At 62.3% G+C, this 20,714-nt stretch carries 19 protein-coding genes; 5 read left to right on the plus strand and 14 right to left on the minus strand.

Features of this window, described 5'->3' with window-relative positions; all coding sequences use genetic code 11:
- Positions 1-45: 45 nt before the first annotated feature.
- From PATSB16_RS17650 to PATSB16_RS17660, 3 genes are read right to left on the minus strand one after another with little or no spacing between them, the layout of a single operon-like run.
- Positions 46-2,130 (minus strand): acetate--CoA ligase family protein, encoded by a 2,085-nt coding sequence (locus tag PATSB16_RS17650; protein ID WP_047215349.1) that lies wholly within the window; start codon positions 2,128-2,130, stop codon positions 46-48.
- Positions 2,131-2,137: 7 nt separating this feature from the next.
- Complete coding sequence (locus PATSB16_RS17655; RefSeq protein WP_047215350.1) at positions 2,138-2,929, minus strand: enoyl-CoA hydratase/isomerase family protein; 792 nt, start codon at positions 2,927-2,929, stop codon at positions 2,138-2,140.
- Positions 2,930-2,953: 24 nt separating this feature from the next.
- A complete protein-coding gene (locus PATSB16_RS17660) occupies positions 2,954-3,931 on the minus strand; it encodes a Bug family tripartite tricarboxylate transporter substrate binding protein (RefSeq protein WP_052892740.1) in 978 nt (325 codons plus the stop codon).
- A gap of 407 nt (positions 3,932-4,338) precedes the next feature.
- On the opposite strand from PATSB16_RS17660, the gene PATSB16_RS17665 reads away from it, so the two are divergent.
- Entirely contained in the window at positions 4,339-5,133 is a 795-nt protein-coding gene (locus tag PATSB16_RS17665) for an IclR family transcriptional regulator (protein WP_047215352.1), read from the plus strand.
- 266 nt (positions 5,134-5,399) lie between these two features.
- Positions 5,400-6,416, plus strand: a complete 1,017-nt coding sequence (trpS, locus tag PATSB16_RS17670; protein WP_047215353.1) for a tryptophan--tRNA ligase — start codon at positions 5,400-5,402, stop codon at positions 6,414-6,416.
- A 266-nt stretch (positions 6,417-6,682) separates the two neighbouring features.
- On the opposite strand, the gene PATSB16_RS17675 is transcribed toward trpS, so the two are convergent.
- The 7 genes from PATSB16_RS17675 to PATSB16_RS17705 form a co-directional block, all read right to left on the minus strand.
- Positions 6,683-7,543 carry an amino acid ABC transporter permease gene (locus PATSB16_RS17675; RefSeq protein WP_047215354.1) on the minus strand — a complete coding sequence of 287 codons (861 nt, stop codon included), beginning with the start codon at positions 7,541-7,543 and terminating at the stop codon, positions 6,683-6,685.
- Entirely contained in the window at positions 7,540-8,184 is a 645-nt protein-coding gene (locus PATSB16_RS17680; protein WP_047215356.1) for an amino acid ABC transporter permease, read from the minus strand. The genes PATSB16_RS17675 and PATSB16_RS17680 overlap by 4 nt, the downstream gene beginning before the upstream one ends.
- A 27-nt stretch (positions 8,185-8,211) precedes the next feature.
- A complete protein-coding gene (locus PATSB16_RS17685; protein ID WP_047215357.1) occupies positions 8,212-9,117 on the minus strand; it encodes a glutamate ABC transporter substrate-binding protein in 906 nt (301 codons plus the stop codon).
- A 73-nt stretch (positions 9,118-9,190) separates the two neighbouring features.
- Positions 9,191-9,913 carry an amino acid ABC transporter ATP-binding protein gene (locus PATSB16_RS17690; protein WP_206093716.1) on the minus strand — a complete coding sequence of 241 codons (723 nt, stop codon included), beginning with the start codon at positions 9,911-9,913 and terminating at the stop codon, positions 9,191-9,193.
- 101 nt (positions 9,914-10,014) lie between these two features.
- On the minus strand, positions 10,015-11,034 hold the full coding sequence (locus PATSB16_RS17695) for an ABC transporter substrate-binding protein (RefSeq protein ID WP_047215360.1): 1,020 nt from the start codon (positions 11,032-11,034) through the stop codon (positions 10,015-10,017).
- A gap of 78 nt (positions 11,035-11,112) precedes the next feature.
- Complete coding sequence (locus PATSB16_RS17700) at positions 11,113-11,979, minus strand: ABC transporter permease (RefSeq protein ID WP_047215362.1); 867 nt, start codon at positions 11,977-11,979, stop codon at positions 11,113-11,115.
- Positions 11,976-12,794: an ABC transporter ATP-binding protein gene (locus PATSB16_RS17705; protein WP_047215363.1), complete on the minus strand. Its 819-nt coding sequence runs from the start codon at positions 12,792-12,794 to the stop codon at positions 11,976-11,978. The genes PATSB16_RS17700 and PATSB16_RS17705 overlap by 4 nt, the downstream gene beginning before the upstream one ends.
- Before the next feature lie 84 nt (positions 12,795-12,878).
- Here PATSB16_RS17705 and PATSB16_RS17710 point away from each other — a divergent pair, with 84 nt between their 5' ends.
- Positions 12,879-13,544, plus strand: coding sequence for a response regulator transcription factor (locus PATSB16_RS17710; RefSeq protein WP_047215364.1), 666 nt, complete (start codon positions 12,879-12,881; stop codon positions 13,542-13,544).
- A 71-nt stretch (positions 13,545-13,615) separates the two neighbouring features.
- The gene (locus PATSB16_RS17715; RefSeq protein WP_237170259.1) at positions 13,616-14,911 is read left to right on the plus strand and encodes a sensor histidine kinase; all 1,296 of its coding nucleotides are present in this window, start codon (positions 13,616-13,618) and stop codon (positions 14,909-14,911) included.
- Positions 14,912-15,292: 381 nt separating this feature from the next.
- Here PATSB16_RS17715 and PATSB16_RS17720 read toward each other — a convergent pair whose 3' ends face one another.
- Positions 15,293-16,540: an NADH:flavin oxidoreductase/NADH oxidase family protein gene (locus PATSB16_RS17720; protein ID WP_047215367.1), complete on the minus strand. Its 1,248-nt coding sequence runs from the start codon at positions 16,538-16,540 to the stop codon at positions 15,293-15,295.
- 75 nt (positions 16,541-16,615) lie between these two features.
- On the opposite strand from PATSB16_RS17720, the gene PATSB16_RS17725 reads away from it, so the two are divergent.
- Positions 16,616-17,074 (plus strand): MerR family transcriptional regulator, encoded by a 459-nt coding sequence (locus PATSB16_RS17725; RefSeq protein ID WP_047215368.1) that lies wholly within the window; start codon positions 16,616-16,618, stop codon positions 17,072-17,074.
- Positions 17,075-17,104: 30 nt separating this feature from the next.
- On the opposite strand, the gene PATSB16_RS17730 is transcribed toward PATSB16_RS17725, so the two are convergent.
- From PATSB16_RS17730 to PATSB16_RS17740, 3 genes are all read right to left on the minus strand, one after another.
- Positions 17,105-17,941, minus strand: coding sequence for a class II glutamine amidotransferase (locus PATSB16_RS17730; protein ID WP_047215369.1), 837 nt, complete (start codon positions 17,939-17,941; stop codon positions 17,105-17,107).
- A 66-nt stretch (positions 17,942-18,007) separates the two neighbouring features.
- Positions 18,008-18,391 (minus strand): hypothetical protein, encoded by a 384-nt coding sequence (locus tag PATSB16_RS17735; protein ID WP_052892741.1) that lies wholly within the window; start codon positions 18,389-18,391, stop codon positions 18,008-18,010.
- A 109-nt stretch (positions 18,392-18,500) separates the two neighbouring features.
- On the minus strand, positions 18,501-20,276 hold the full coding sequence (locus tag PATSB16_RS17740) for a chloride channel protein (protein WP_047215370.1): 1,776 nt from the start codon (positions 20,274-20,276) through the stop codon (positions 18,501-18,503).
- Between the last annotated feature and the right edge of the window lie 438 nt (positions 20,277-20,714).

Genomic DNA, 20,714 nt, shown 5'->3' on the forward strand with positions numbered 1-20,714 from the left:
TTTCGAGACGATGCGCGCGCTATTGAATCCGGCCGCCGCGCCCGATCAGGACGCCAGCACGGCGATGCCGTCCACCGCGCGCACGCCTTGGCCCTCGGCAAGCACGATCACCGGATTGATTTCCGCTTCGAGCAGCCGCTCGCCCAACTGCGCCACCATGCGGGAGAATCCGACGATCGCGTCGACCAGCGCGTCGACGTCGGCCTTTGCGCTGCCACGGAAGCCATCCAGAAGCGGCCAGCTCTTGAGCTCGCGAACCATTGCGTACGCCTGCTCGCGGCCGATGCCGCCGGCCGGCGACAAAAGCCGCATCGTGGTGTCCTGCCAAAGCTCCGCCTCGGTCCCGCCGGCCCCCAGCAGAATTGCCGTACCGAGGGAATCACGGTGCATGCCGAGAATGAGCTCCGTGCCGCCCGACACCATCTCCTGCACCAGAAAGCGCGTTGGCCGAAAGCCCGCCCGTCGCGAGACCTCATCCGACATCGACGCCATGCGGTCGGGAATGTCATCGGCGCTCAGATTCAGGGCCACGCCCCCGACGTCGCTCTTGTGCGAGGTCTGCGAGGCCAGCACCTTCAGGGCGATGCGCCCGCCCATGGTGCGGGCCGCGGCGACGGCTTCGCGTGCATCCGAGACGATCGCCTCGCGCGGCGCCAAAATACCGAATCCGGCAAACAACGCCTTGGCCTGCGCTTCGTCCAGCGCACCCTCGGTCGATGCGTCGACCCGTACCGCGGGCCCCGTCGGCTCGTCGCGCGGTTCGCTCCAGCCCGCCACGCGGCAAAGCGCATCGAGGGCGGCAACGCAGCCTTCGGCGGTCGTGAATGCGGGAACGCCTCGGCTGTTGAGCAATGCCTGGATGTGCGGCGCATGGGGGCTGACATAGGCCAGCACCGGCTTGCCGGACGCATCCAGACAATCCTGAATCGCTCCGACCACCAGCTCGGGCATGGCCAGCGCCGACGACCCGATGATGCTGATCAATGCGTCGTAGCTGTCGCTCTGCAACAGCGTTCTGATCGCGCCACGCAGCAAATCGGGGCGAAGCCCTGCCAGCGTCACATCGATCGGGTTTCTGTCCAGCACGGTATGCTCGCCGCTTTGCAGCGCGCGCAATCCCTGCGCGGTGAGTTCATCCGGCGCCGGCGTCTGGAATCCGGCCACGCCCAGAGCATCGGACACCAGTGTGCCAGCGCCCCCGGTGGAGGTCAGGATCGCCACCCGCTTGCCACGCAATGCGCGCTGCGTCACGAGCGTCGCCGCGACATCGAGCAGATCGTCGAAGCTGCCGGCGCGGACGATCCCGACCTGCTTGAACAGTGCGTCGTACATGCGGTCCGCCCCGGCCAGCGCCCCCGTATGCGAGACCGCGGCCTGCGCGCCCGCCTCGGAACGGCCAATCTTGAAGGCAACGATGGGTTTGCCCGCACGGGCGGCCCGTAGAGCCGCCTCACGAAACTTGGCGGGGTTGCGCACGGCCTCGACGTAGAGTGCGATGACCTTCGTCGCCTCGTCGTCGACCAACCGATCGACAAAATCCGCCAGCTCCAGGTCGGCCTCGTTGCTCGTCGAGATGAGCTTCGACAGGCCGATACCCCGGGCAGCCGCGCGCGACAGATAGGCGCCGAGAATTCCGCCGCTTTGCGAGACCACGCCGATCGAACCCGCCGCGAGATGATCCATTTCCAGCGCACCGCTGGCGGACAGGACGATGTTATCGGTCAGATTCACCAGGCCGATCGTATTGGGCCCGAGAATCCGCATTGGCCCGGCCGCCTCCAGCAGTTCCTGCTGGCGCCGTGCGCCATCGCCACCGGACTCCGCGTAGCCGCTGGCCAGCACGATGGCCGCGGCAGTGCCACGACGGGCCAGCTCGCGCACCGCCTGCGTCGCGCGCTCGGGTCCCAGCAGCACCAGCCCGACGTCCGGCACGGCAGGCAGCGCGTCGACGCCCGGATAGCAGGTCAGATCGCCGATCCGGTCGACCTTCGGATTGACCGGGTAGATATCGCCGGCAAAGCGATGCTTGACCAGATAGGAAACGGGTCGCCCCGCCGTCTTGCCGGCATCGGCCGACGCGCCGATGATGGCCACGCTGCGTGGTTTGAGCAAACGGCAAATCGCATCCATATGACTTTTATTCCTTCGTTGCGGTTTTGTCGAGAAACGCTCGCACCGCATCGTGATGTTCGGTACTCGTGTAGCAAATGCCCTGCGCCTGGCTGCCTTGCGCGAAGATCTGCTGCGCGGTGGATTCGTAAGACTGATTGACGATGCCCTTGGCCAGCGCCAGGGCGGTGGGCGAGGCCGTGCTCAGCTCGGCGGCCCACGCCTGGGCATCGGCCAGCAGTGTCGCCGCGGCACTCACGCGATCGACGATGCCCAGCTCGAGCGCTTCGCCGCAAGGCACCTTGCGCCCCGTGAAAATCAACGCCTTGGCCTTGGCAAGGCCGACCCGACGGGGCAGGAAATACATCCCGCCGCCATCGGGAATGATGCCGCGAAGCACGTACGACCACGCAAAACTCGCATACTCGCTGGCGATGACGAAATCGCACGCGAGCGCCGTATCGGCACCCAGGCCCGATGCCGCGCCGTTGACCGCCGCAATGGTCGGCTTGGGCATGGTGTGCAGCAGGGCCTGCACGCGATGCACGCGCTGCTGCCGGTGCCAACCGTTGAAAGCGACCTCCCCGGCTGGCGCGCTCATGCGCCGTTGCATGCCGGCGATGTCGCCGCCGGCACAGAAAGCCTTGCCGGCGCCGGTCAGCACGAGCGCGCGAATCGATTTATCCGCGGCAACGGCTTCGAGCGCATCGATGAATTCGCTGCGCATCTCGTCGCTCATCGCGTTGCGCTTTTCCGCGCGGTTGAACGTGATGGTGGCGATCGACGATTCGCACCGGTAATCGATCAATTCATAATTCATTGGGTGCTCCACGGCCGACGGACCTCAGTTGACTTCGATGTGGTTCTCGACCACCACTTTCTGCCAGAGCTTTTCCTGAGCGTGCACGAAAGTGTCGAGTGCTTGCGGGCCGGTTGCCGTAATGTTCAAGCCTTCATGCTTGATTCTCTCGGCGAACTCGGGCGTGTGCGCCGCCTGCACCACTGCGGCGTGCAATTTTTCGATCACCGCCGGCGGCGTGCCGGCCGGGGCGAACAATCCGTACCAGCTCTCCAGCGAGTAGCCTGGAACCGTTTGGCCGATAGTCGGCACGCCCGGGAATGCGGGAGACGGCTCAGGGCCGGTCACGGCCAGCGCGCGCAGCTTTCCCGACTTGACGAGGTTGGAGACGGCCGCCGCCGTGCCGAACATGATTTGCACCTGCCCGCCCAGGACGTCGGTCAACGCCGGACCCGCGCCCTTGAACGGCACTTGGGTCATCTTGATCTTGGCCAGGTTATCGAGCAGCTCGCCCGCGAGATCGGCGGACGTCCCGATTCCCTGCGTCGCAAACGTCACTTTGCCGGGGTTGGCTTTGGCGGCATCGATGATGTCCTTGACCGACTTGAATGGGCTGTTGGCCGGCACGACCAGCACGTTGGGCCCGCGTGCGATCAGCGAGATCGCGGCGAAGCCCTTGTCGGTCGAGTACGGCAGGTTGCGATGCAGGCTCGGATTGACGACGAACGCGAAGGTATGCATTACCAGCGTGTAGCCGTCCGGCTTGCTATGAGCGACCTGCGTGGCGCCGATGATCGTGCCCGCGCCGGGACGGTTGTCGACCACCACCGGCTGGCCGAGCACATGCGACATGCCCACGCCCAGTGCGCGCGACACGAGATCGGTGCCGCCGCCTGGCGAAAACGGCACCACGATATGAACCGGCTGGTCCGGAAACGCCGCCATGGCGGTGCCGCCGGTGACGGCGGAAAAGAGGGCGATGGCACAGAATCGCGCCAGTGGCACGCGAAGCGCAGCGAACATGTCTGTCTCCTTGAATGTTATTGAACCTTCCGCACCACGAACCCGCGGAGTTCCGGAAGATGGGCCCATTGGGTAGTCGAACAGGGCACTGCCAGTCTAGGGCGAAGGTGGTTTTCGCCAAACAAGTCATTTCCACTCTTTGAAAATAAAGCCGGCAAAGCCCCGTAAATCGGCTATCTTTGTGTTTCGCCCCGGGTTCGGAAACGCCGCCGAAAAGCCATCGTGCAGCGTTGACTTCGTCCCGGACCGTACTTGTCACAAGGGATTGCAGCGCAACATGGCTATCGTGTGCCACGCGGAATCGCTCGCTGGCGACGAGCGACGTCGCGGGCATCATGGCTATCGCCAGGCCGGCAATAATGTTTCAATAAATGGAATTTCTTTTCGGGCGCCAGGACCCTATCCACATGCCGTCGACATTCATCGAAAAGCCCGGCCGGTCTCCCGTCAATCGTTCACTCGAGCGTGGCATAGAGATCCTCAGGGCATTTCGCCCAGGCTCCGAAGTACTCGGCAATGGCGAGCTGGCCGAGCGCACCGGACTGTCGCGTTCGACGGTGACCCGGTTGACGCAAACGCTCGTCGCCGCCGGTTATCTGCAGTCGGACCGCGCGGCCCGTGCGTTCCGTCTGGCGCCGGCGGTGCTGAGCCTGGCGCATGCGATGAAATCCGGTTCGAGCCTGTTGAAGATCGCCGCACCCATGATGCGGGCGCTGGCCGAGAGCCAGCGAATCAACGTCGGCCTGGCGGCGCCGGATCGCGACGAGATGGTTTATCTGGAATCGATACGCTATAGCCGGCGGGTGGCCCTGCGTAACGTGGTGTCCGGACAGCGCGTGCCGATGGAGCTCACCTCGCTGGGGCGCGCGTATCTGGCGACCCTGCCGGAATCCGAGCGCAAAACGCTCTTCGCTTTCTTCAAGCGCAAACGGGGTACGCAGTGGCCGCAAATTGCCCTGGCTATCAAGGCGTCGATCCAGCAAGTCGCGATTCGAAGGTATTGCGCGGTCTCCTGGCAACCGGAAGTCGTCGCGGTGGCCACCCCGTTGCGCGCCTTCGGCGCGACCTACGCGCTCAACGTGAGCACGTCCAGCGGCGAGGCGCCGCAACTGGTCGCCGAGCATCTGGCACCCCATCTGCTGAGTCTGCTGCGTGAAATACAGCACGCTGTCGAACTCGAGCAATCGGGGGACGTGCTTTGATGGCTCGCCAATGTGCGGTTTTCGCAACATGCGGGCGAGTGGCGTGCCAACGAGAATGGAGCGCGCACCAGTGCGCCAGGATACCGCGCTATACTCACCCCATGGACAACAAACCAACCACGCTCGATCTGCATCGTTGGTGGCGCGCCTGAATTCGGCGGCCTGTTCGTTCACATCTATCGAAAGCACGATGCCGCCAGTCCTGGCGGCATTTTCGTTTCTGCATGCGCGTGGCTGGCGGTGTCATCAACCGGAGCATTTCAGCCATGACATCGACACCACGACCCATTATCCTGACCGGCGACCGGACCACCGGCCCGCTTCATCTCGGCCATTACGCCGGCTCGCTGCGCGCGCGTGTCGCGCTTCAGCATGAGGCCCGCCAATTCCTGCTGCTGGCCGATACGCAAGCCATGACCGACAATGTCGGGCGCCACCAGAAAGTCACCGGGAATGTGCTCGAGGTCGCGCTCGACTATCTCGCGGTCGGGATCGATCCGGCCCTGTCGACGATCGTCGTTCAGTCGCAGGTGCCGGAGCTGGCCGAGCTGTTCCAGTATCTGTTGAACCTGGTGACGGTGGCCCGCCTGGAGCGCAATCCGACCATCAAGGAGGAAATGCGTCTGCGCGGCTTCGAGCGCGATATCCCGGCCGGCTTTCTGACCTATCCGGTCAGTCAGGCGGCCGATATCACCGCGTTCAAGGCGACCCATGTGCCGGTCGGCGATGACCAGTTGCCGATGATCGAGCAAACCAACGAACTGGTGCGCCGCTTCAATCATACGGTCGGTCAGCCGGTGCTGGTCGAGTGCGAGGCCGTGCTCTCGCAAGTCGCGCGGCTGCCCGGCGTCGACGGCCGCGCCAAGATGAGCAAGTCGCTCGGCAACGCGATCACGCTGGGCGCCACGCCCGACGAAATCACCCGGGCGGTCAACGCAATGTATACCGACCCGAACCACCTGCGCGTGAACGACCCCGGGCAGGTCGAGGGCAATGTGGTGTTCGCGTTTCTCGACGCGTTCGAGCCAGACACCGCGAAAGTCGCCGAACTCAAGGCGCACTACCGCCGGGGCGGGCTGGGCGACACCGCCCTCAAGCGCATGCTCGACGAGCGGCTGCAAGCGCTGATCGCACCGATTCGCGAGCGACGCGCCGAGTTTGCGCGGGATCGGGCCGAGGTGCTGGGCATCCTGCGGCGCGGCACGATGCGCGCGCGCGAGGCGGCCGCGCAGACGCTCTCGGAAGTCAAAGGCGCACTGGGGCTGCGCTACTTCGAGGGATAGTCGACGGTTCAATCGCCTTGCGCGCCGCTGTACCGGCTGCCGCGGCGAGTTGCGCGCCGGGCACCTCACTGTCACACCCGGCGTCGTAGCGTGCGCCGTGCGTCGCGTTCGCGGACCACCTGCGCTGGCGTGATTGATATGTCCAATTCCGACATCCGCATTGCGCTCGCGACGTCGCTGACAGGCACATCAGACCTGTGGCAGCGGCGATACTCAGGATATGCCGCGACTTTCCGACATCGCCTTCGACCGACACGGGCAGGACATCAATCAGCGCTTGCCTGGAGCACGTTACCTTCCAGGGTGACGGCTTGCACCCCATATCGCTGCTTTTCTCTTCGATCGATTGCCGACGCCAATTGCGACAGCGCAATGTTTATCAGCATAAATGCAATCGCGGCGATCCCTTGGGCCTGCAGCAGCGAGCGGCTGTAATATGCACCGAGCACCGTCGCCGCGCGAAGCAGGTCGAAATAACCGCCAAGAACGAACGCCAATGTCGTGCCCTTGAAAACAATCACCATCTGACTCACGAGCGCCGGACTCATCATGCGCAGTGCTTGCGGCAGAAGAATCAGCCACATGCTCTGGAAACCGGAAAACCCGAGTGCGGCTGCGGCTTCCGACTCGCCACGGGGCAAGGCCTGGACACCGGCGCGCACCAGGTCGCCGACCACGGCGGTGCTGTAGAGCGACAGCGTGATGACCAGAAACCAGAAATCCGGAAGAGACAATCCCCACGAGGGAAGGGCCAGAGAGGTGAAGAACAGCAGCAGCAGCACCGGAATGCCATTGAATACGTCCGTGAACACACGGCAGGGATATCGAACCAATTTTCGCTTCGATAAAAGCCCCCACCCCAGGAAACATCCCAAGATCATGGACAGCAGCATACCCACGACCGCCGCTCGCACATTGTTCAGCAGACCGAGGCCCAGTTGCCGCCAGACACCCCACTGGCCGAATGGACTCCATGCGGCCGCGTCGAACGCGCCATTCTTGTCCAATGTGCGCATGACGATATACGTGACACCAGCAAGAATCGTCCACGAAACCATCTCGAACAGGCGATTGCGGCGTCTGCCCCGAGGACCGGGGACCTCGAATAATAGCGTTGTTGTATTCATTTGCTGAAAACCACTCCGTATTCCAGAAACGCCACGAAGCGCTTGAGCACGAGGCACACGACGACATAGGCAACGGCTGCGCCGCCAAGTACCGCGAATGCCTGAACCTCCTCGATTGCGATCTTGTCCGCAACGAAAGTCAATTCGGCGACCCCGACGATTGCGGCCACCGAACTGTTCTTGACGAGCAGGATCAATACGTTACCCAACGGTTGAACGACCGCGGCAAAAGCTTGCGGAAGAACGAGATGGCGTATCGTGCCAAACGGACCGAACCCCAACGAGCGGCTTGCTTCCAGTTCGCCCACTGCCACCGCGTTCATGCCGGACCTGAGCGTCTCGCAAACGAATGCTGCGTGATACGTAACGAGCACGATCGCAGCCGAAGTAAACAACGGGAAGACAATGCCAAGCAGCGGGAGTCCGAATATGAACAACACCATCTGAACCGGGATGGGAATATTGCGAAAAACCACGATATAGCCCGCGGCCACCACCCGCACGGTGCGAATGGGGCTCACGTGCATGATCACCAGTACGGTACCCAGGACCATGGCGCCGATCCAGCCCAGCGCCACGAGTCCCAGCGTAAACTCGATACCCCATGCGAATTCACCTGAGTGAACAAATAGAACCGACATAAATTGACCCAATGACCGTGGATTTCCTTAGTACAGGATGGGAGGCGGCGCTACGTCACCCGGCATCACCGTGCCCAACGTGCTGTCGTACATTTTTTTCCATTGGCCGTTGGCAGCGATCTTCCTCAGATACGAATCAAGGTAATCATGAAGTGCCTTGTCACCCTTCGGCAGCCCGATGGAATCGTTATCCGAGGCTTTCTCTCCCTTCGAATTCAGCAGCTCTGTCGGAACGAGCTTGAACTTCCCAGGATTTTGGCTCATCTGCCCCAACAGAATGCTCTGAGTCGTCGTCACGCCGTCCACACGCCTTTGCGCAAGCGCCTCCATGCATTGGGTCATCGTGCCAAACACCATCAGCTTTGCCTGGGGCGCATTCAGCGGCACGAAGGTTTCCGAGCCTGATCCCTTGGTCACGCAGATATTTTTGCCATTGAGATCCGACACGGCTTTGATGCTGGTGTTGTCTTTGTTCACCATGGTGCCGATCGGGCTCATGAGATAGGGCCCGGCGAAATCCACGGCTTCCTCGCGCTTCGGATTGGGCGGATAGGTCGCGATCACGATGTCCACCTTGTGCTGCTGCAGGAATACCTCACGGTTACCGCTGTTGACCTCCACGAACTGGACATCACTGGCATTGCCCAGCAAATCCTTGGCGATTCCGTGGGCGAGCTGGATATCCATGCCTTCCAGCTCTCCGGTCACCGGATTTCTCAGGCCAAACAACGGGAAGTCGACCTTCACTCCCACGATCAACTTGCCGCGCTTCTGTATCTTGGCCATCGTCGTCCCGGGCGGATAGGTCACGACTGCGGACGACGCGCTGCCGCCGGCATTCTCTGCACCAATGGCGCTAGCGCCGACACCCAGGACAACCGCCGCGGCAGCGGCGAGCGAGGCGAGGGTTTTCGATCGTTTCATAAATTTCATGTCTAACACTCCGTTTTTATAGGCCCTTCGTTCAAAGAGCTGGGTACCGGCATGCCACCGATATAGAAAAATTTCAGCGCACTGAAGCAACGAAGCTGCGGGCACGTTCGCTCTGCGGCGCATTGAAGAAAGTCTCCGGATCCGCCGTTTCCACGATCGCTCCGTCCGCCATGAAAACCACCCGATCGGCGCATGACCTGGCGAATGACATTTCGTGTGTGACGACGATCATGGTGGTTCCCTGCTCCGCCAGTTGCTGCATGGTTGTCAAAACTTCCCGGGTCGACTCGGGATCCAGCGCCGAAGTCGGTTCGTCAAAGAGAATGACCTTGGGATCCATTGCCAGGGCGCGGGCGATTGCCGCGCGCTGGCGTTGCCCTCCGGACAGTTGCGCCGGCATGAAATCCGCCTTCGAGCGGATTCCAACCATGTCCAGCAGCCGATACGCATTCGCCTGGGCCTCGGCTTTGTTCTGTCCGAGAATCTTGCGTGGCGCCAGGGTCACGTTATCCAGAATCGACTTGTGCGAGAACAGATTGAAGGACTGAAAGACCATGCCGACCCCGGCGCGAAACCTGTAAAGTTCCTTGCCCTCGACCGGCTGAGGTTTTCCATCGACGAATATCGATCCTTCGTCGATGATCTCCAATCTGTTGATGGTTCGGCACAAGGTGGATTTGCCCGCTCCCGAAGGACCGATAATCACGACCACCTCACCCCGACTGACGGATAGATTGATATCTTTCAGTACCTCAATCCCTCCAAAGCGTTTGCGTACGTTTCGGAACTCGACGATGGCTTCCTGGTTCGGGGTCTCTCTGTCGTATTTCATAAATCGGTACCACGTGATGTGAATTGGAAGATGCGCATGCTGATCATGAGTGGATGATTGATGCTCTAGCTGCCCGTTCGGTGGGAAAGTTCGCTGACGAACATATCCGTCCATTTCCTGGGAAAGTTGTTGATGAGTCCCGCCCTCGACATGAAATCCACATACTTCATGACGCCGTTGGGCGTTGTGGAAAACCGCGTATCCGGATCGGCCAGAATTTTTTCGACCAGCGACTTCGGCGTGTCGATCTTTGAAATGCGCAAGAACGTCTCGGCGGCGCCCACGCGGTTGGCTGCGATATAGGCGTTGGCCTGATTCTGTGCCGTCATGAACGCCCGAATGAGCTGCGGATTCCGGTCGACAAACTGCTTGAGCGAATAGACGACATCCAGAGTGATGTTGCCCAGGATTTCCGCGGAGCTGAACACCCGGTGAACCCGGGGATCCTCCAGCTCCTGATAAGAGAACGGGGGCGAGGTGAAATGGGCCGTGATATCGGTCTTGCCCGACAGCAACGCGGCCATCGCATCGGGGTGTGACAGCCCGACAGTCAGGGGATCGAGCTTCGCGTAGTTCTGGATCCCGAACACCTTGGCAACCGCCATCTCCAGCACAACGGCCGACAGAGAAGTCTTCACTCCCGGGAGCGCAATCTTGTCCCTGGACGTGAAGTCCGCCAGTGATGTGATCTTCGGGTCGGTGGTATTCATCCACAGGGCCGAGGTGCTCAGCGCCCCCAGCCCGATGATTTCGGAACGGGGAATGCCGCGCGCTTTGGACCACAGGGTAATGAACCCGGGCGCGCCTGTACCGGCGATGTCCAGACTGCCGGCAAGCATCGCATCGTTGATGACATTGCCGCCATCTATATCGATCCAACTGACCTTGATATCGCCCAGGCCGTCCGCCTTGGCCTGCTTCTCCAGCAGTTGCTGGTCCCGCATCACCATGAGCGGCAAATACAGAATTCCGTATCCGTGGGAAATCCGGACGGTCGAAGTCTCGCCAAAAGCATGCTGCGGCAACGACAGCACGCCTCCGAACGCGCCGCCCAGAGCCGCGGCCAGAAAAGATCTACGATCCACGTCTACTCCTGTCTCATTTTAGTTTTCAATGGGCACCCGCTCGTCGGGCAGGTTGCCTCGCAACTATCCGATACGATGTCAGATCTGCGTGCCCCAACGCCGGATCGTTCGTTTTTCAATACCGGCAAATACCACGTTCTCGACGAGAAGACCGATCACGATCACGAAGAACAGACCCGAGAAGACATTGGCCGTCTCCAACTGATTGCGATTCTTGAAAATATACCAACCCAATCCGCCCCGGCCCGACGATGTCCCAAACACCAGTTCGGCGGCAATCATGGTTCGCCACGCGAACGCCCAGCCGATTTTCAGGCCCGCCAAAATACTCGGGAAGGCTGCGGGAATCAGAATTCGGCGCACCAGCACGAATCCTTTCAGGCCATAGTTGCGTCCAACCATGCGCATGACAGGCGATACGGCTCGAAAGCCGCTATGCATATTCAGGGCCACCGACCACAGCACGGAATGCACTGTGACGAATATCAGGCTGCTCTCCCCCAGGCCAAACCAGAGCAGCGCCAGCGGCAGAAGTGCGATCGCGGGCAGGGGGTTGAACATTGAGGCGAGCGTTTCCAGAAAATCCGCGCCAAGCTTTGTGCTGAAGGCGATCGATGTCAACAACATCGCCAATACGATGCCAATGCAATAACCGGCAATCAGGGTCCGCAGCGAAATCGCGGCACTACTGAGCAAGGCGCCACTCGCAATGCCGAAAAAGAAGCTGGACAGCGTGTCGGAAAACGTCGGAAATAGCAGCGGATTGCTCAACCAGCGCGCATAGATTTCCCATGTCAGCACGCACCCCAGCAGCAGAGCCAGCTTGCGCAGCCAACTGATGCGATAGACGCTCTCGAAGGCCGATAACGGCCGCTGGATCTCGGAAATTTCGCCACGAACGGTATCCCGCATGATCTCGGGGCGAGTCACGAATTGCGCGTTCATGTTGCAGCGTCTTCGAAGGTAAACAACATTTCATTAATGCGGGCTTCGAGCCTTGCCCGGCTTTCCGCCTGCTCATCATCGCGGGGAACACTGTTGAGTTCGGCCTTGACCTGCCCTGGATGCGGCGACAGGAGCAAAATCCTCGTTCCGATCCTGATGGCTTCTTCGATGGAGTGCGTCACGAACATCACGGTGAAATGCGTGTCATCCCAGAGGCGCAGCAACTCGTCCTGCATTTTTCGGCGCGCCTGCACGTCCAACGCGGCGAACGGCTCATCCATGAGCAGCACGTCCGGTTCCATCGCCATGCCGCGAGCAATGGAGACCCGCTGCTTCATCCCGCCCGAAAGCATGTGAGGGTAACTATCCTGGAAAGCGCTCAGCCCCACCTTGTCGAGGTAATGCGCCGCCCGCTCGACCACCTGCGGCCCTTTCAGCCGCCCGCTGGCTTCGAGCGCAAATTCGATGTTTTGACGCACTGTCTTCCAGGGCAGCAGTTGGTCAAACTCCTGGAACACCATCATCCGATCCGGCCCGGGCTCCAGAATCTCTCGTCCCTTCAGACGAATGGTTCCCTGAGTTGGCCGGACGTATCCGCCTACCGCCTTGAGCAGCGTCGACTTCCCGCATCCTGAAGGCCCGAACAAAACATAGCGATCCGACGGGTAAACCTTGAAGCTCACCTGGTGAGCAGCCGTAACCAGATACTGATCGGTTTTGTACTGCACCGTGACATCGTCGATTTCGAGTAACGGAGCAGCCAAGCCAAGCGCATCGGCCTGCACATGGCTTGCAAGAGCGGCCATATCGCTCATGTCTCCTCCTGAACATTTATACTTGTTGGTCAGTATGCTATCGGCCGAACCTTTGCTGAATCTGACGAATGGATAATTGAATTTATGCGCATTCTTTTGGTGGAGGACGTTGCTGACGTGGCCGAAGCAATTGTCGCCTGCGTGCAGCGCATGGGCCACGTGATCGACTGGGAGTCCAACGGCAGGCGCGCAGCCGACCTTGTCACCGCCGATTTCTACGACCTTCTCATCCTGGACATCATGCTGCCGGATCTCGATGGTCTGTCGCTGCTCAAACGCTTGGGCGAAAAAAAGGTGAAGACGCCGGTTCTCATGCTGACCGCATTGGCGGAAATCGAGGAGCGGGTGCGGGCGCTGGACATGGGCGCCAGCGACTACCTCGTGAAGCCCTTTGATTTTCGCGAACTGGAGGCCCGCATCCGGGCGCTATTGCGGCAGGCCATCGGCCACTCCACCAGTGCGCTGACCTGCGCCAACCTTACGATCGATCTCAAAACCCATGCGGCTGAACTGGACGGCAACCCACTGGACTTGACGCGCCGCGAGGTCATGCTGCTGGAAATCCTGATCACCCGGCCGGGGCGCATCTTCAGCAAGGATGCGCTCATCGACCGTCTGTTCAGCATCGACGACAATCCCAACGCCAACACGGTGGAACAGCACGTTGCACGCCTGCGGAAAAAATTGAGCGGAGCCCATTTCTCCATCCGCACCTTGCGCGGATTGGGCTATCAGGTCGTCGTGCCATGAAAGTGGCCAAAAACTCACTGTACACGCGACTGGTGACTCGCACGGGTGCGATTCTTGCGGGCAGCGCGGCAGTGTCGCTGGTGGCCATTTGGCTGGCAACCAATTACGCCGCCAACCAAGCCTACGACAAAATCCTGACCAGCAAGGTCCTGCAAATCGCAGGAAGTACCTGGTACCGCAACGGCACTGTGAACGTCGATGTCCCGATCGCGGCCATTTCGAATCTTTCGCCGGACGACAGGACCTTCTATGCGGTGCTCGATACGAATGGCCGGACAATCGCCGGCGATATCAACTTTCGGCCGCATATTCCCTGGGCTGCGATCAGGAACGGCCCCGTGCTGTTCAACGGCACCTACAAAGGCGTTCCGGTCAGAATCGCCATCGCCGGCCGGCGCATGCCTGTGACCAGCCCGCACCCCTGGGCGATCGCCATGCTGGCACAAACCACAAATGCCCGATTTGCGTTCGCCAGAGATCTGACCGCCGACACCTTTGTCGTCATCCTGGTCATGGGAATCCTGACCATCATTGCCGCCATGTTCACGCTCTTCCAGGCGCTTTCGCCACTCAAGCGCATCGAACAATTCCTGCGCCAACGAGACCCGCTGGAGCTTTCGCCGCTATCGCTGGAGGTGCCGATCGAAATTCGCACCCTGGTCGATACGCTCAACGGCTTCATGCGCCGCCTGGCCGCCCACCAGTCCGCGTCCAGGCGCGTAATGGCCGAAGCGGCTCACCAGCTGCGCACCCCCGTGACGGCACTACTCTCGCAAATGGAGCTCTTGTCGAACCAGGAGGACGAAAGCAAAAAGCGGGTGCACCTGTCCCGGCTCCAAACCCTATCCCGCGAGCTGGGGGCGCTGATCAATCAGCTCATCCATCACGCGATGGTGCAGCAACGGGCGCAAACCACGCCGCTCGTGCCGACCGACCTTGCGGCATTGATCAGAGCCCAGATGAGCGAGGCCCTGTCGGACGGACCGTCGCGGGAAATCGATGTGTCCATTGGAACCCCGGACACCCCCTGCATCGTGGATGCCGACCCCACCGCGCTGCGGGAGGCCATCAAGAATATCTTGCATAACGCATTGCAATACGGAGCGCCATCCCTGTTGCGCGTGGAACTTGTAAATCGCTCGCGTTACTGGGAACTGAGATTCATCGACGACGGGCCAGGCATCCCGCCTGAAGCATGGCACCAGGTTCGCAAACCGTTTTCCACCCGCAGCGGCGGCCGCAGCGGCGCGAGCCTGGGTTTAGCCATCGCCCAGGAAGTGATGATCAGTCATAGAGGAAGATTGCATTTCGCTTTCCGGGAAGACGGCCTGTTCATGGTGATATTGATTTTTCGTGCTCGCCACTGACTGATACGGCGCGCTCAATCTGAGGTTGAACAGGGGTGCTCATCTCGCGTCCAGCGATGAGCAAGCAGTCGCGTTATGTCAGCAGCACGGTGTGTCGGCAATCGCGTCGACAGGTCCTTGAGATAAGCCAACGGCGCGCGGCTTCAACCAAGCGCCCACCGGCATGGCAGCCCTGATAAGCGAGCGTAGCCGCCCCAGCATGCCCGATAAGGTGAGCTTTTTCGGGAAACGTGCGAAACGCCTCTTCGGGCTACCACCAGCCTGCACGTCGTGAGGGCAGTTCGAGAATCGAGTAGGCGACGTCCGGCTTTAGCGTGCAGACAGCGCGCGCGAGGCGGCCGCGCAGACGCTCTCGGAAGTCAAAGGCGCACTGGGGCTGCGCTACTTCGAGGTTTGAGCGGCGCTCAGGGCAGCGCGCCACCGACGGTAGCGACGCGTGTGGCAGGCGGTGGCGAGTTGGCTCAGCATCAGCGCCCTGAGCGGCGAGACGGCAGGATCGGCGGCACGCCCCCGGCTCAGACGCCTGAGCTGAAACGTGACGACCGCCATGTTGGCCAGCGATCCGAGCACTTTGTTCTTCCAGGCGATCGGGCGCAGCATCGGCGCTTCGTCGCGCCCCGCCAGCCAGTCGCGCGGCAGGTTCGGAGCGATGGATAAGGCCGTCGCCATGCCGACCATCGCAATGCCGCTGCCCGTCACCCGCTCGGCCACTTCGCGGCGGCGGATGCCGCCGGTCACCATCAGGGGCATCTGCGCGATCGCCGCGATATCGCGCGCGAACTCCAGGAAGTAGGCTTCGCGCGCCAGCGTGCGCCCGTCGCGTGCCTGCCCCTGCATCGCCGGCGCCTCGTAGCTCCCGCCCGACAACTCGACCAGATCGACGCCCAGCGGATTGAGCATCTCGACCACCTGCCTGGCGTCGTCGGCATCGAAGCCGCCGCGCTGGAAATCAGCTGAATTCAGCTTGACCGCCACGGCAAAGCCGGGCGAGACCGCGCTGCGCACCGAGCGCACGATGCGCACCAATAAGCGGGCGCGATTTTCAATGCTGCCGCCCCATTGGTCCTGCCGCAGGTTGGTCAATGGCGACAGGAACTGGCTAAGCAGGTAACCGTGCGCGGCGTGGATCTCCACGCCCGTGAAGCCGCTTTGCTCGGCGAGCATCGCACTGCGGGTGAAACGCTGCTCGAGCTCGGCGAGATCGTGGTCCGTCATGGCTTTGGGCACCGCAAACCGTTTGGACAAACCGCCAAGATCCAGCGCCACCGCCGAGGGTGCGAGCGTGGTCTGTCCCAGCGCGGCCTGCATCTGACGTCCTGGGTGATTGATCTGCATCCAGACCTGCGCGCCATGCGCGCGGGCAATTTGCGCCCAACGACGAAAGCGCTCGAGATGAGCGTCGTCTTCGAGCACCACGCCGTTCGGGCCAGTCATCGCCCGGCTGTCGACCATCACATTGCCGGTGAGAATGAGGCCCACGCCACCCCGAGCCCATGCATCGTACAGGCGCAGCAGCGCGTCGGACGGCGCATGGTCGGCATCGGCCATGTTTTCCTCCATTGCCGCCTTGGCCAGGCGGTTCGGAATCACGGCGCCGTTGGGCAGCGCAAGGGGCGTGAACAGCTTCATCGGCGTTTCCTCGATTGACGACAGCGCAACCTTAACCTTAAAGTTAACTTTAATGTCAAGCACCGGGAAAATGCGATGAAAATTGGCGAACTGGCAAAACTGAGCGGTATTGCCGCCTCACGAATCCGCTTCTACGAGGCGCAGGGCCTGCTGCCGCCCACGCAGCGCCAGTCCAACGGGTATCGCGAATACGCTCAGCAAACCCTGACCCGCCTGGAAATCATCAATTGCGCTCAGGGTGCGGGGTTTTCGCTGGAGGAAATCCGCGCTGTCCTGCCGCCCGATCTGCAGGCGTGGCCTCACGCGGCGCTGCTCGAGACCATTCAGCGAAAAATCGGCGAGATCGAGTTGCTGCAGCGGCGCCTCGCACAAAGCAAGCGCCACCTGCGCACACTTGTCGACGAGATTGCGCACAAGATCGAAGGTGAGGATTGCAAGGTGGCCACGCGGCGCGTGCTCGACAAATTGCGCCAGGGCGCTACGGCCTCGGCAGCGGCGAAGCCGCGCACGCGCGCCGCCGGCAAACGCGCGTGATCCAGCCGCGGCACGCCACGCGCCGGCGCATCAACTCCGCACGCGCGGCGCAAACGCCTGTTGCGTGATGCTGCCGCGACGCGCGACCACGGCCGTGCTCTCCGGGATCGCCTCCCACGCGTCGTGCAGGTCGACCAGCGGTTCAGAGAGCACCAGGAAGGCGTCTTCGCCGACCGCGCTGATACGCGGATCGTGCGGGTAGAGTTCGTGCAGATGCTTGAAGGAGGTACTGTGAAACAGCGTGCGCGATTGGTGTTCGCTGGAGTAGCGCACCGCCACGACCTGCTCGCCGTCGGTCGCGCAGACCGTCATGTTGAGCGGATTCTCGACGCCATGACCGGCGGCGATCTGCTCGATGCGCCCGGCCATGCGCTCGAGTGCGGCAACCGGCTGCTGCTCGAGTCCGTACGTCAGCGCCAGGTAGAACATCACCTCCGAGTCGGTCGAGCCCTCGATCGCACCGAACAGCGCCGGATCGATGCTCAGCATCAGGTCGCGCCGCAAGGCGTGGAAGTCGCGAATCAGCCCGTTGTGCGCGAACAGCCAGCGGTTATGGCGAAACGGGTGGCAATTGGTCTCCTGCACCGGCGTCTCGGTGGCCGCGCGAATATGAGCGATGAACAGCGGCGAGCGAATCGCACGCGCGGCCTCGCGTAAATTGCGGTCGTGCCAGGCGGGGCTCACGCTGCGGTAAAGAAACGGCGCTTCGTGCGGCTGGCCGTACCAGCCGATGCCGAAGCCGTCACCGTTGGTGGTAGTCGCGCCCATGCGCGAGTGCAGGCTTTGATCGATCAGCGAGTGCTTGGCCCGAAACACGACCGTCTCGAGCTGGATGGGGTTTCCGGTATAGGCAAGCCAGCGGCACATGGGAGTTCTCCGGATCATGCCTCGGCGGCCGCATGTCATGCCGCCCCGAGGCCGAGGCGTTACAGGTCAACGCCGCGTGAGTTGCCACTTCCCATCGGCGGTTCTGCACAGGTTGGGGTAAAAGGCTTGCTTCTGTCCTTTGCTGTACAGCACCACGACCAGGTCGCGGCAGGTCTGGGTCACCGTCTTGACGGTCTTTTGCGGAGTAATGGCCGCTGTCACCACCACCGGGTTGCCCATGCCCTCGTTGCTCCAGCGGGTGGTTTGGCCGTCGCGATTGTGTTCGGCCGCGTTGGCGACCGACGCGTAAAGGGCATCGCTGTCGCGATCCTGCAGAAAGGTCATCGGCGTGTCGTGCAGGAAGCCCAGGTTACTCTGGGCATACAGCGAAGGGGCTGCCGACAGCGCGGCGGTGGCGCATAGCAGGGCGAGCATGCGGGCTGGCTTCATGGGGCGATCTCCCTCGGATGGGTCGATAAAAACGTCACGGACCCCTATTGTATGCGCTCCCGGACTTCACCCGCAGCGGCACTGGCCGGGCCGGCTGCCGCTGCCGACGCTACACGGATTTTTCGGTGGGTTTTCTGCGCCGCCAGCGCATTGCCGCATGCCCGATGAGCCGCTCGCGTTTTTGCTCTTCATCGATCCAGGTGCGCGACGGCGTGATCAGATCGCTGCGGGCGACGATGCCGATCAGGCGGGTCGAGCCGGCACGCTCGACCACCGGCAGACGCTCGAGTGTGTGCGTGGCCAGGCGGGCGGCAACCTGACGGCAGGTCTCGTCGGGCAGCGCCACCAGCGGCGGATTGGCGCCATATAGCGTGCGTACCGTCGCCTCGTGGTTCTGCTGCTTGAGCAGCGTGGCGCGATCGAGCATGCCGATCACGTGCCGTTCGCCGTCGACCACCGGATACGCGCGATGCACCTGCTGAGCGCCAAAATATTCCGCCAGCGCCTGGCCGATCGTCAGCGTGGCGGGCACACATTGCACCTCGCGCGTCATGACGTCTTCCACGTATTGGCGCTCCAGTGGATCGACCCCGTATTCGCGATAGATATGGAAGCCGCGCCGGGCGATTTTCTCCGTCATGATGGAGCGCTTCATCGTCAGCACGGTAAGTCCATAGGAAATGCCGGTGGCCAGCAACAGCGGCAGCAGCGCATTGACGTCGTGGGTCAACTCCAGCGAGAAGATTGTCGCCGTGAGAGGTGCGCCAAGCACGCCCGCCAGGACCGCCGCCATGCAGACCAGCGGCCACAGGTGAGCGCCGCCGCCGGGCAGCACCGGTGCGAGCACGGTGCCCAGGCCGGCGCCGATCATCAGCAACGGCGCCAGCACGCCGCCGGAAGTGGTCGAGCCCAGCGCGATCGACCAGATGATCGCCTTGACCACCAGCAGCGCCAGCGCGCTGCTCACCGCCAAATGCGCATTGAGCAGGTCGGCGATGACGTCATAGCCCACGCCCAGCGCGCGCGGCTGAAGGTAGCCGCCGACGCCCACCAGCACGCCGCCGATGGCCGGCCACCACATCCAATGCACCGGCAGTTTCTCGAAGACATTTTCGATCTTGTGCAGCGCGCCGGTCATCAGCGCCGACAATCCGCCGCCCAGCAAGCCGGCGATCACGCACGAGCCGAGCGCCGCGATGCCGAGGGTGCCGGTCTGCAGCGGAAACAGCGGGCCGGCTTCGAACACGAACACGCGCGTGAAATCGGCCACCGAGCAGGCCACGATCACCGGCAGCAGGCTGCGCGGGCGCCATTCGAACAGCAACAGCTCTACCGCCAGCAGCACGGCCGCCACCGGAGTGCCGAAAATGGCGGTCATGCCCGCCCCGGCGCCGGCGACCAGCAGCGTTTTACGCTCGGCCGCGGTGAGCTTGAAGTGCTGGGCAATCAGCGAGCCGATCGCGCCGCCCGTCATGATGATCGGCCCTTCCGCGCCGAACGGCCCGCCGCTGCCGATGACGATGCCCGACGAGATCGGTTTGAGCACCGCGACTTTCGGCGACATGCGGCTCTTGCCGAACAGAATCGCCTCGATGGCTTCGGGAATGCCGTGTCCGCGGATCTTGTCGGAGCCGAAGCGCGCCATCACGCCGACGATCAGCCCGCCGATGACCGGCATCGCGATCACCCACAGCCCGAGGTGATTGTTTGCCGGCGAGCGCAGTGCGAACGAAAACGTTTGATAAAAAAACAGGTTGGTGAAGAAGTAAATCAGCTTGAGCAACACCCAGGCCGTGGGCGTGCCCAGCGCGCCCACGACGGCGGCCAGCATTGCAATGTTGAGCAGCCCGGAATTGGCCGCGAAATCGCGCTTGAGAGAATGCATGGAATTCAGGTGTCGATGCCGAACTTTTAATTTGCCCCTCGGGGCTCTTGTGTTGCGTCTGAGGCGCTCATCGTGACGAGCGCTGGGCGGCCTTGGAGTGCGGGGCGGTTCGGTGCATTGCGCTCCCGCCCGGGAGGGCGGAATGCAAGGCGGCCGATCAAGGGGATGCGCCGGGCGTCTCGAAGCCTGTATGCCGATCGCCGGCGGGGGGTTCCCGCTGGCGCCGAACCGCCGACGATGCGATTCGTGGTCACCGCTGCCGCCGCGTTCGGCAGCGGCCCGGTCGGACCATAATATATCACAGCGTGATCTATTTGTTTGCGCACAAGCGGCGGCGCGGTGGCGGCCGACGCGCGGCATGGTGAGGGGTGTTGCGCGAAACGCTGGACCGGCGCGGCAGTCGCGGCGCGATGCAGGCGATGTCAGGGGAAGCGGCGG

This window comes from Pandoraea thiooxydans (assembly GCF_001931675.1).
GTDB classification, from domain to species: domain Bacteria; phylum Pseudomonadota; class Gammaproteobacteria; order Burkholderiales; family Burkholderiaceae; genus Pandoraea; species Pandoraea thiooxydans.

Excerpts from the sequence above, each read along its gene's own strand:
- PATSB16_RS17705 (WP_047215363.1), bottom strand. The coding sequence starts at position 12,794 with ATGAGCGATATGGCCGCTCTTGCAAGCCATGTGCAGGCCGATGCGCTT.
- PATSB16_RS17660 (WP_052892740.1), bottom strand. The coding sequence starts at position 3,931 with ATGTTCGCTGCGCTTCGCGTGCCACTGGCGCGATTCTGTGCCATCGCC.
- PATSB16_RS17665 (WP_047215352.1), top strand. The coding sequence starts at position 4,339 with ATGCCGTCGACATTCATCGAAAAGCCCGGCCGGTCTCCCGTCAATCGT.
- PATSB16_RS17740 (WP_047215370.1), bottom strand. The coding sequence starts at position 20,276 with ATGCATTCTCTCAAGCGCGATTTCGCGGCCAATTCCGGGCTGCTCAAC.
- PATSB16_RS17730 (WP_047215369.1), bottom strand. The coding sequence starts at position 17,941 with ATGTGCCGCTGGCTTGCCTATACCGGAAACCCCATCCAGCTCGAGACG.
- PATSB16_RS17650 (WP_047215349.1), bottom strand. The coding sequence starts at position 2,130 with ATGGATGCGATTTGCCGTTTGCTCAAACCACGCAGCGTGGCCATCATC.
- trpS (WP_047215353.1), top strand. The coding sequence starts at position 5,400 with ATGACATCGACACCACGACCCATTATCCTGACCGGCGACCGGACCACC.
- PATSB16_RS17700 (WP_047215362.1), bottom strand. The coding sequence starts at position 11,979 with ATGAACGCGCAATTCGTGACTCGCCCCGAGATCATGCGGGATACCGTT.
- PATSB16_RS17680 (WP_047215356.1), bottom strand. The coding sequence starts at position 8,184 with ATGTCGGTTCTATTTGTTCACTCAGGTGAATTCGCATGGGGTATCGAG.
- PATSB16_RS17720 (WP_047215367.1), bottom strand. The coding sequence starts at position 16,540 with ATGAAGCTGTTCACGCCCCTTGCGCTGCCCAACGGCGCCGTGATTCCG.
- PATSB16_RS17675 (WP_047215354.1), bottom strand. The coding sequence starts at position 7,543 with ATGAATACAACAACGCTATTATTCGAGGTCCCCGGTCCTCGGGGCAGA.
- PATSB16_RS17725 (WP_047215368.1), top strand. The coding sequence starts at position 16,616 with ATGAAAATTGGCGAACTGGCAAAACTGAGCGGTATTGCCGCCTCACGA.
- PATSB16_RS17710 (WP_047215364.1), top strand. The coding sequence starts at position 12,879 with ATGCGCATTCTTTTGGTGGAGGACGTTGCTGACGTGGCCGAAGCAATT.
- PATSB16_RS17735 (WP_052892741.1), bottom strand. The coding sequence starts at position 18,391 with ATGAAGCCAGCCCGCATGCTCGCCCTGCTATGCGCCACCGCCGCGCTG.
- PATSB16_RS17655 (WP_047215350.1), bottom strand. The coding sequence starts at position 2,929 with ATGAATTATGAATTGATCGATTACCGGTGCGAATCGTCGATCGCCACC.
- PATSB16_RS17685 (WP_047215357.1), bottom strand. The coding sequence starts at position 9,117 with ATGAAATTTATGAAACGATCGAAAACCCTCGCCTCGCTCGCCGCTGCC.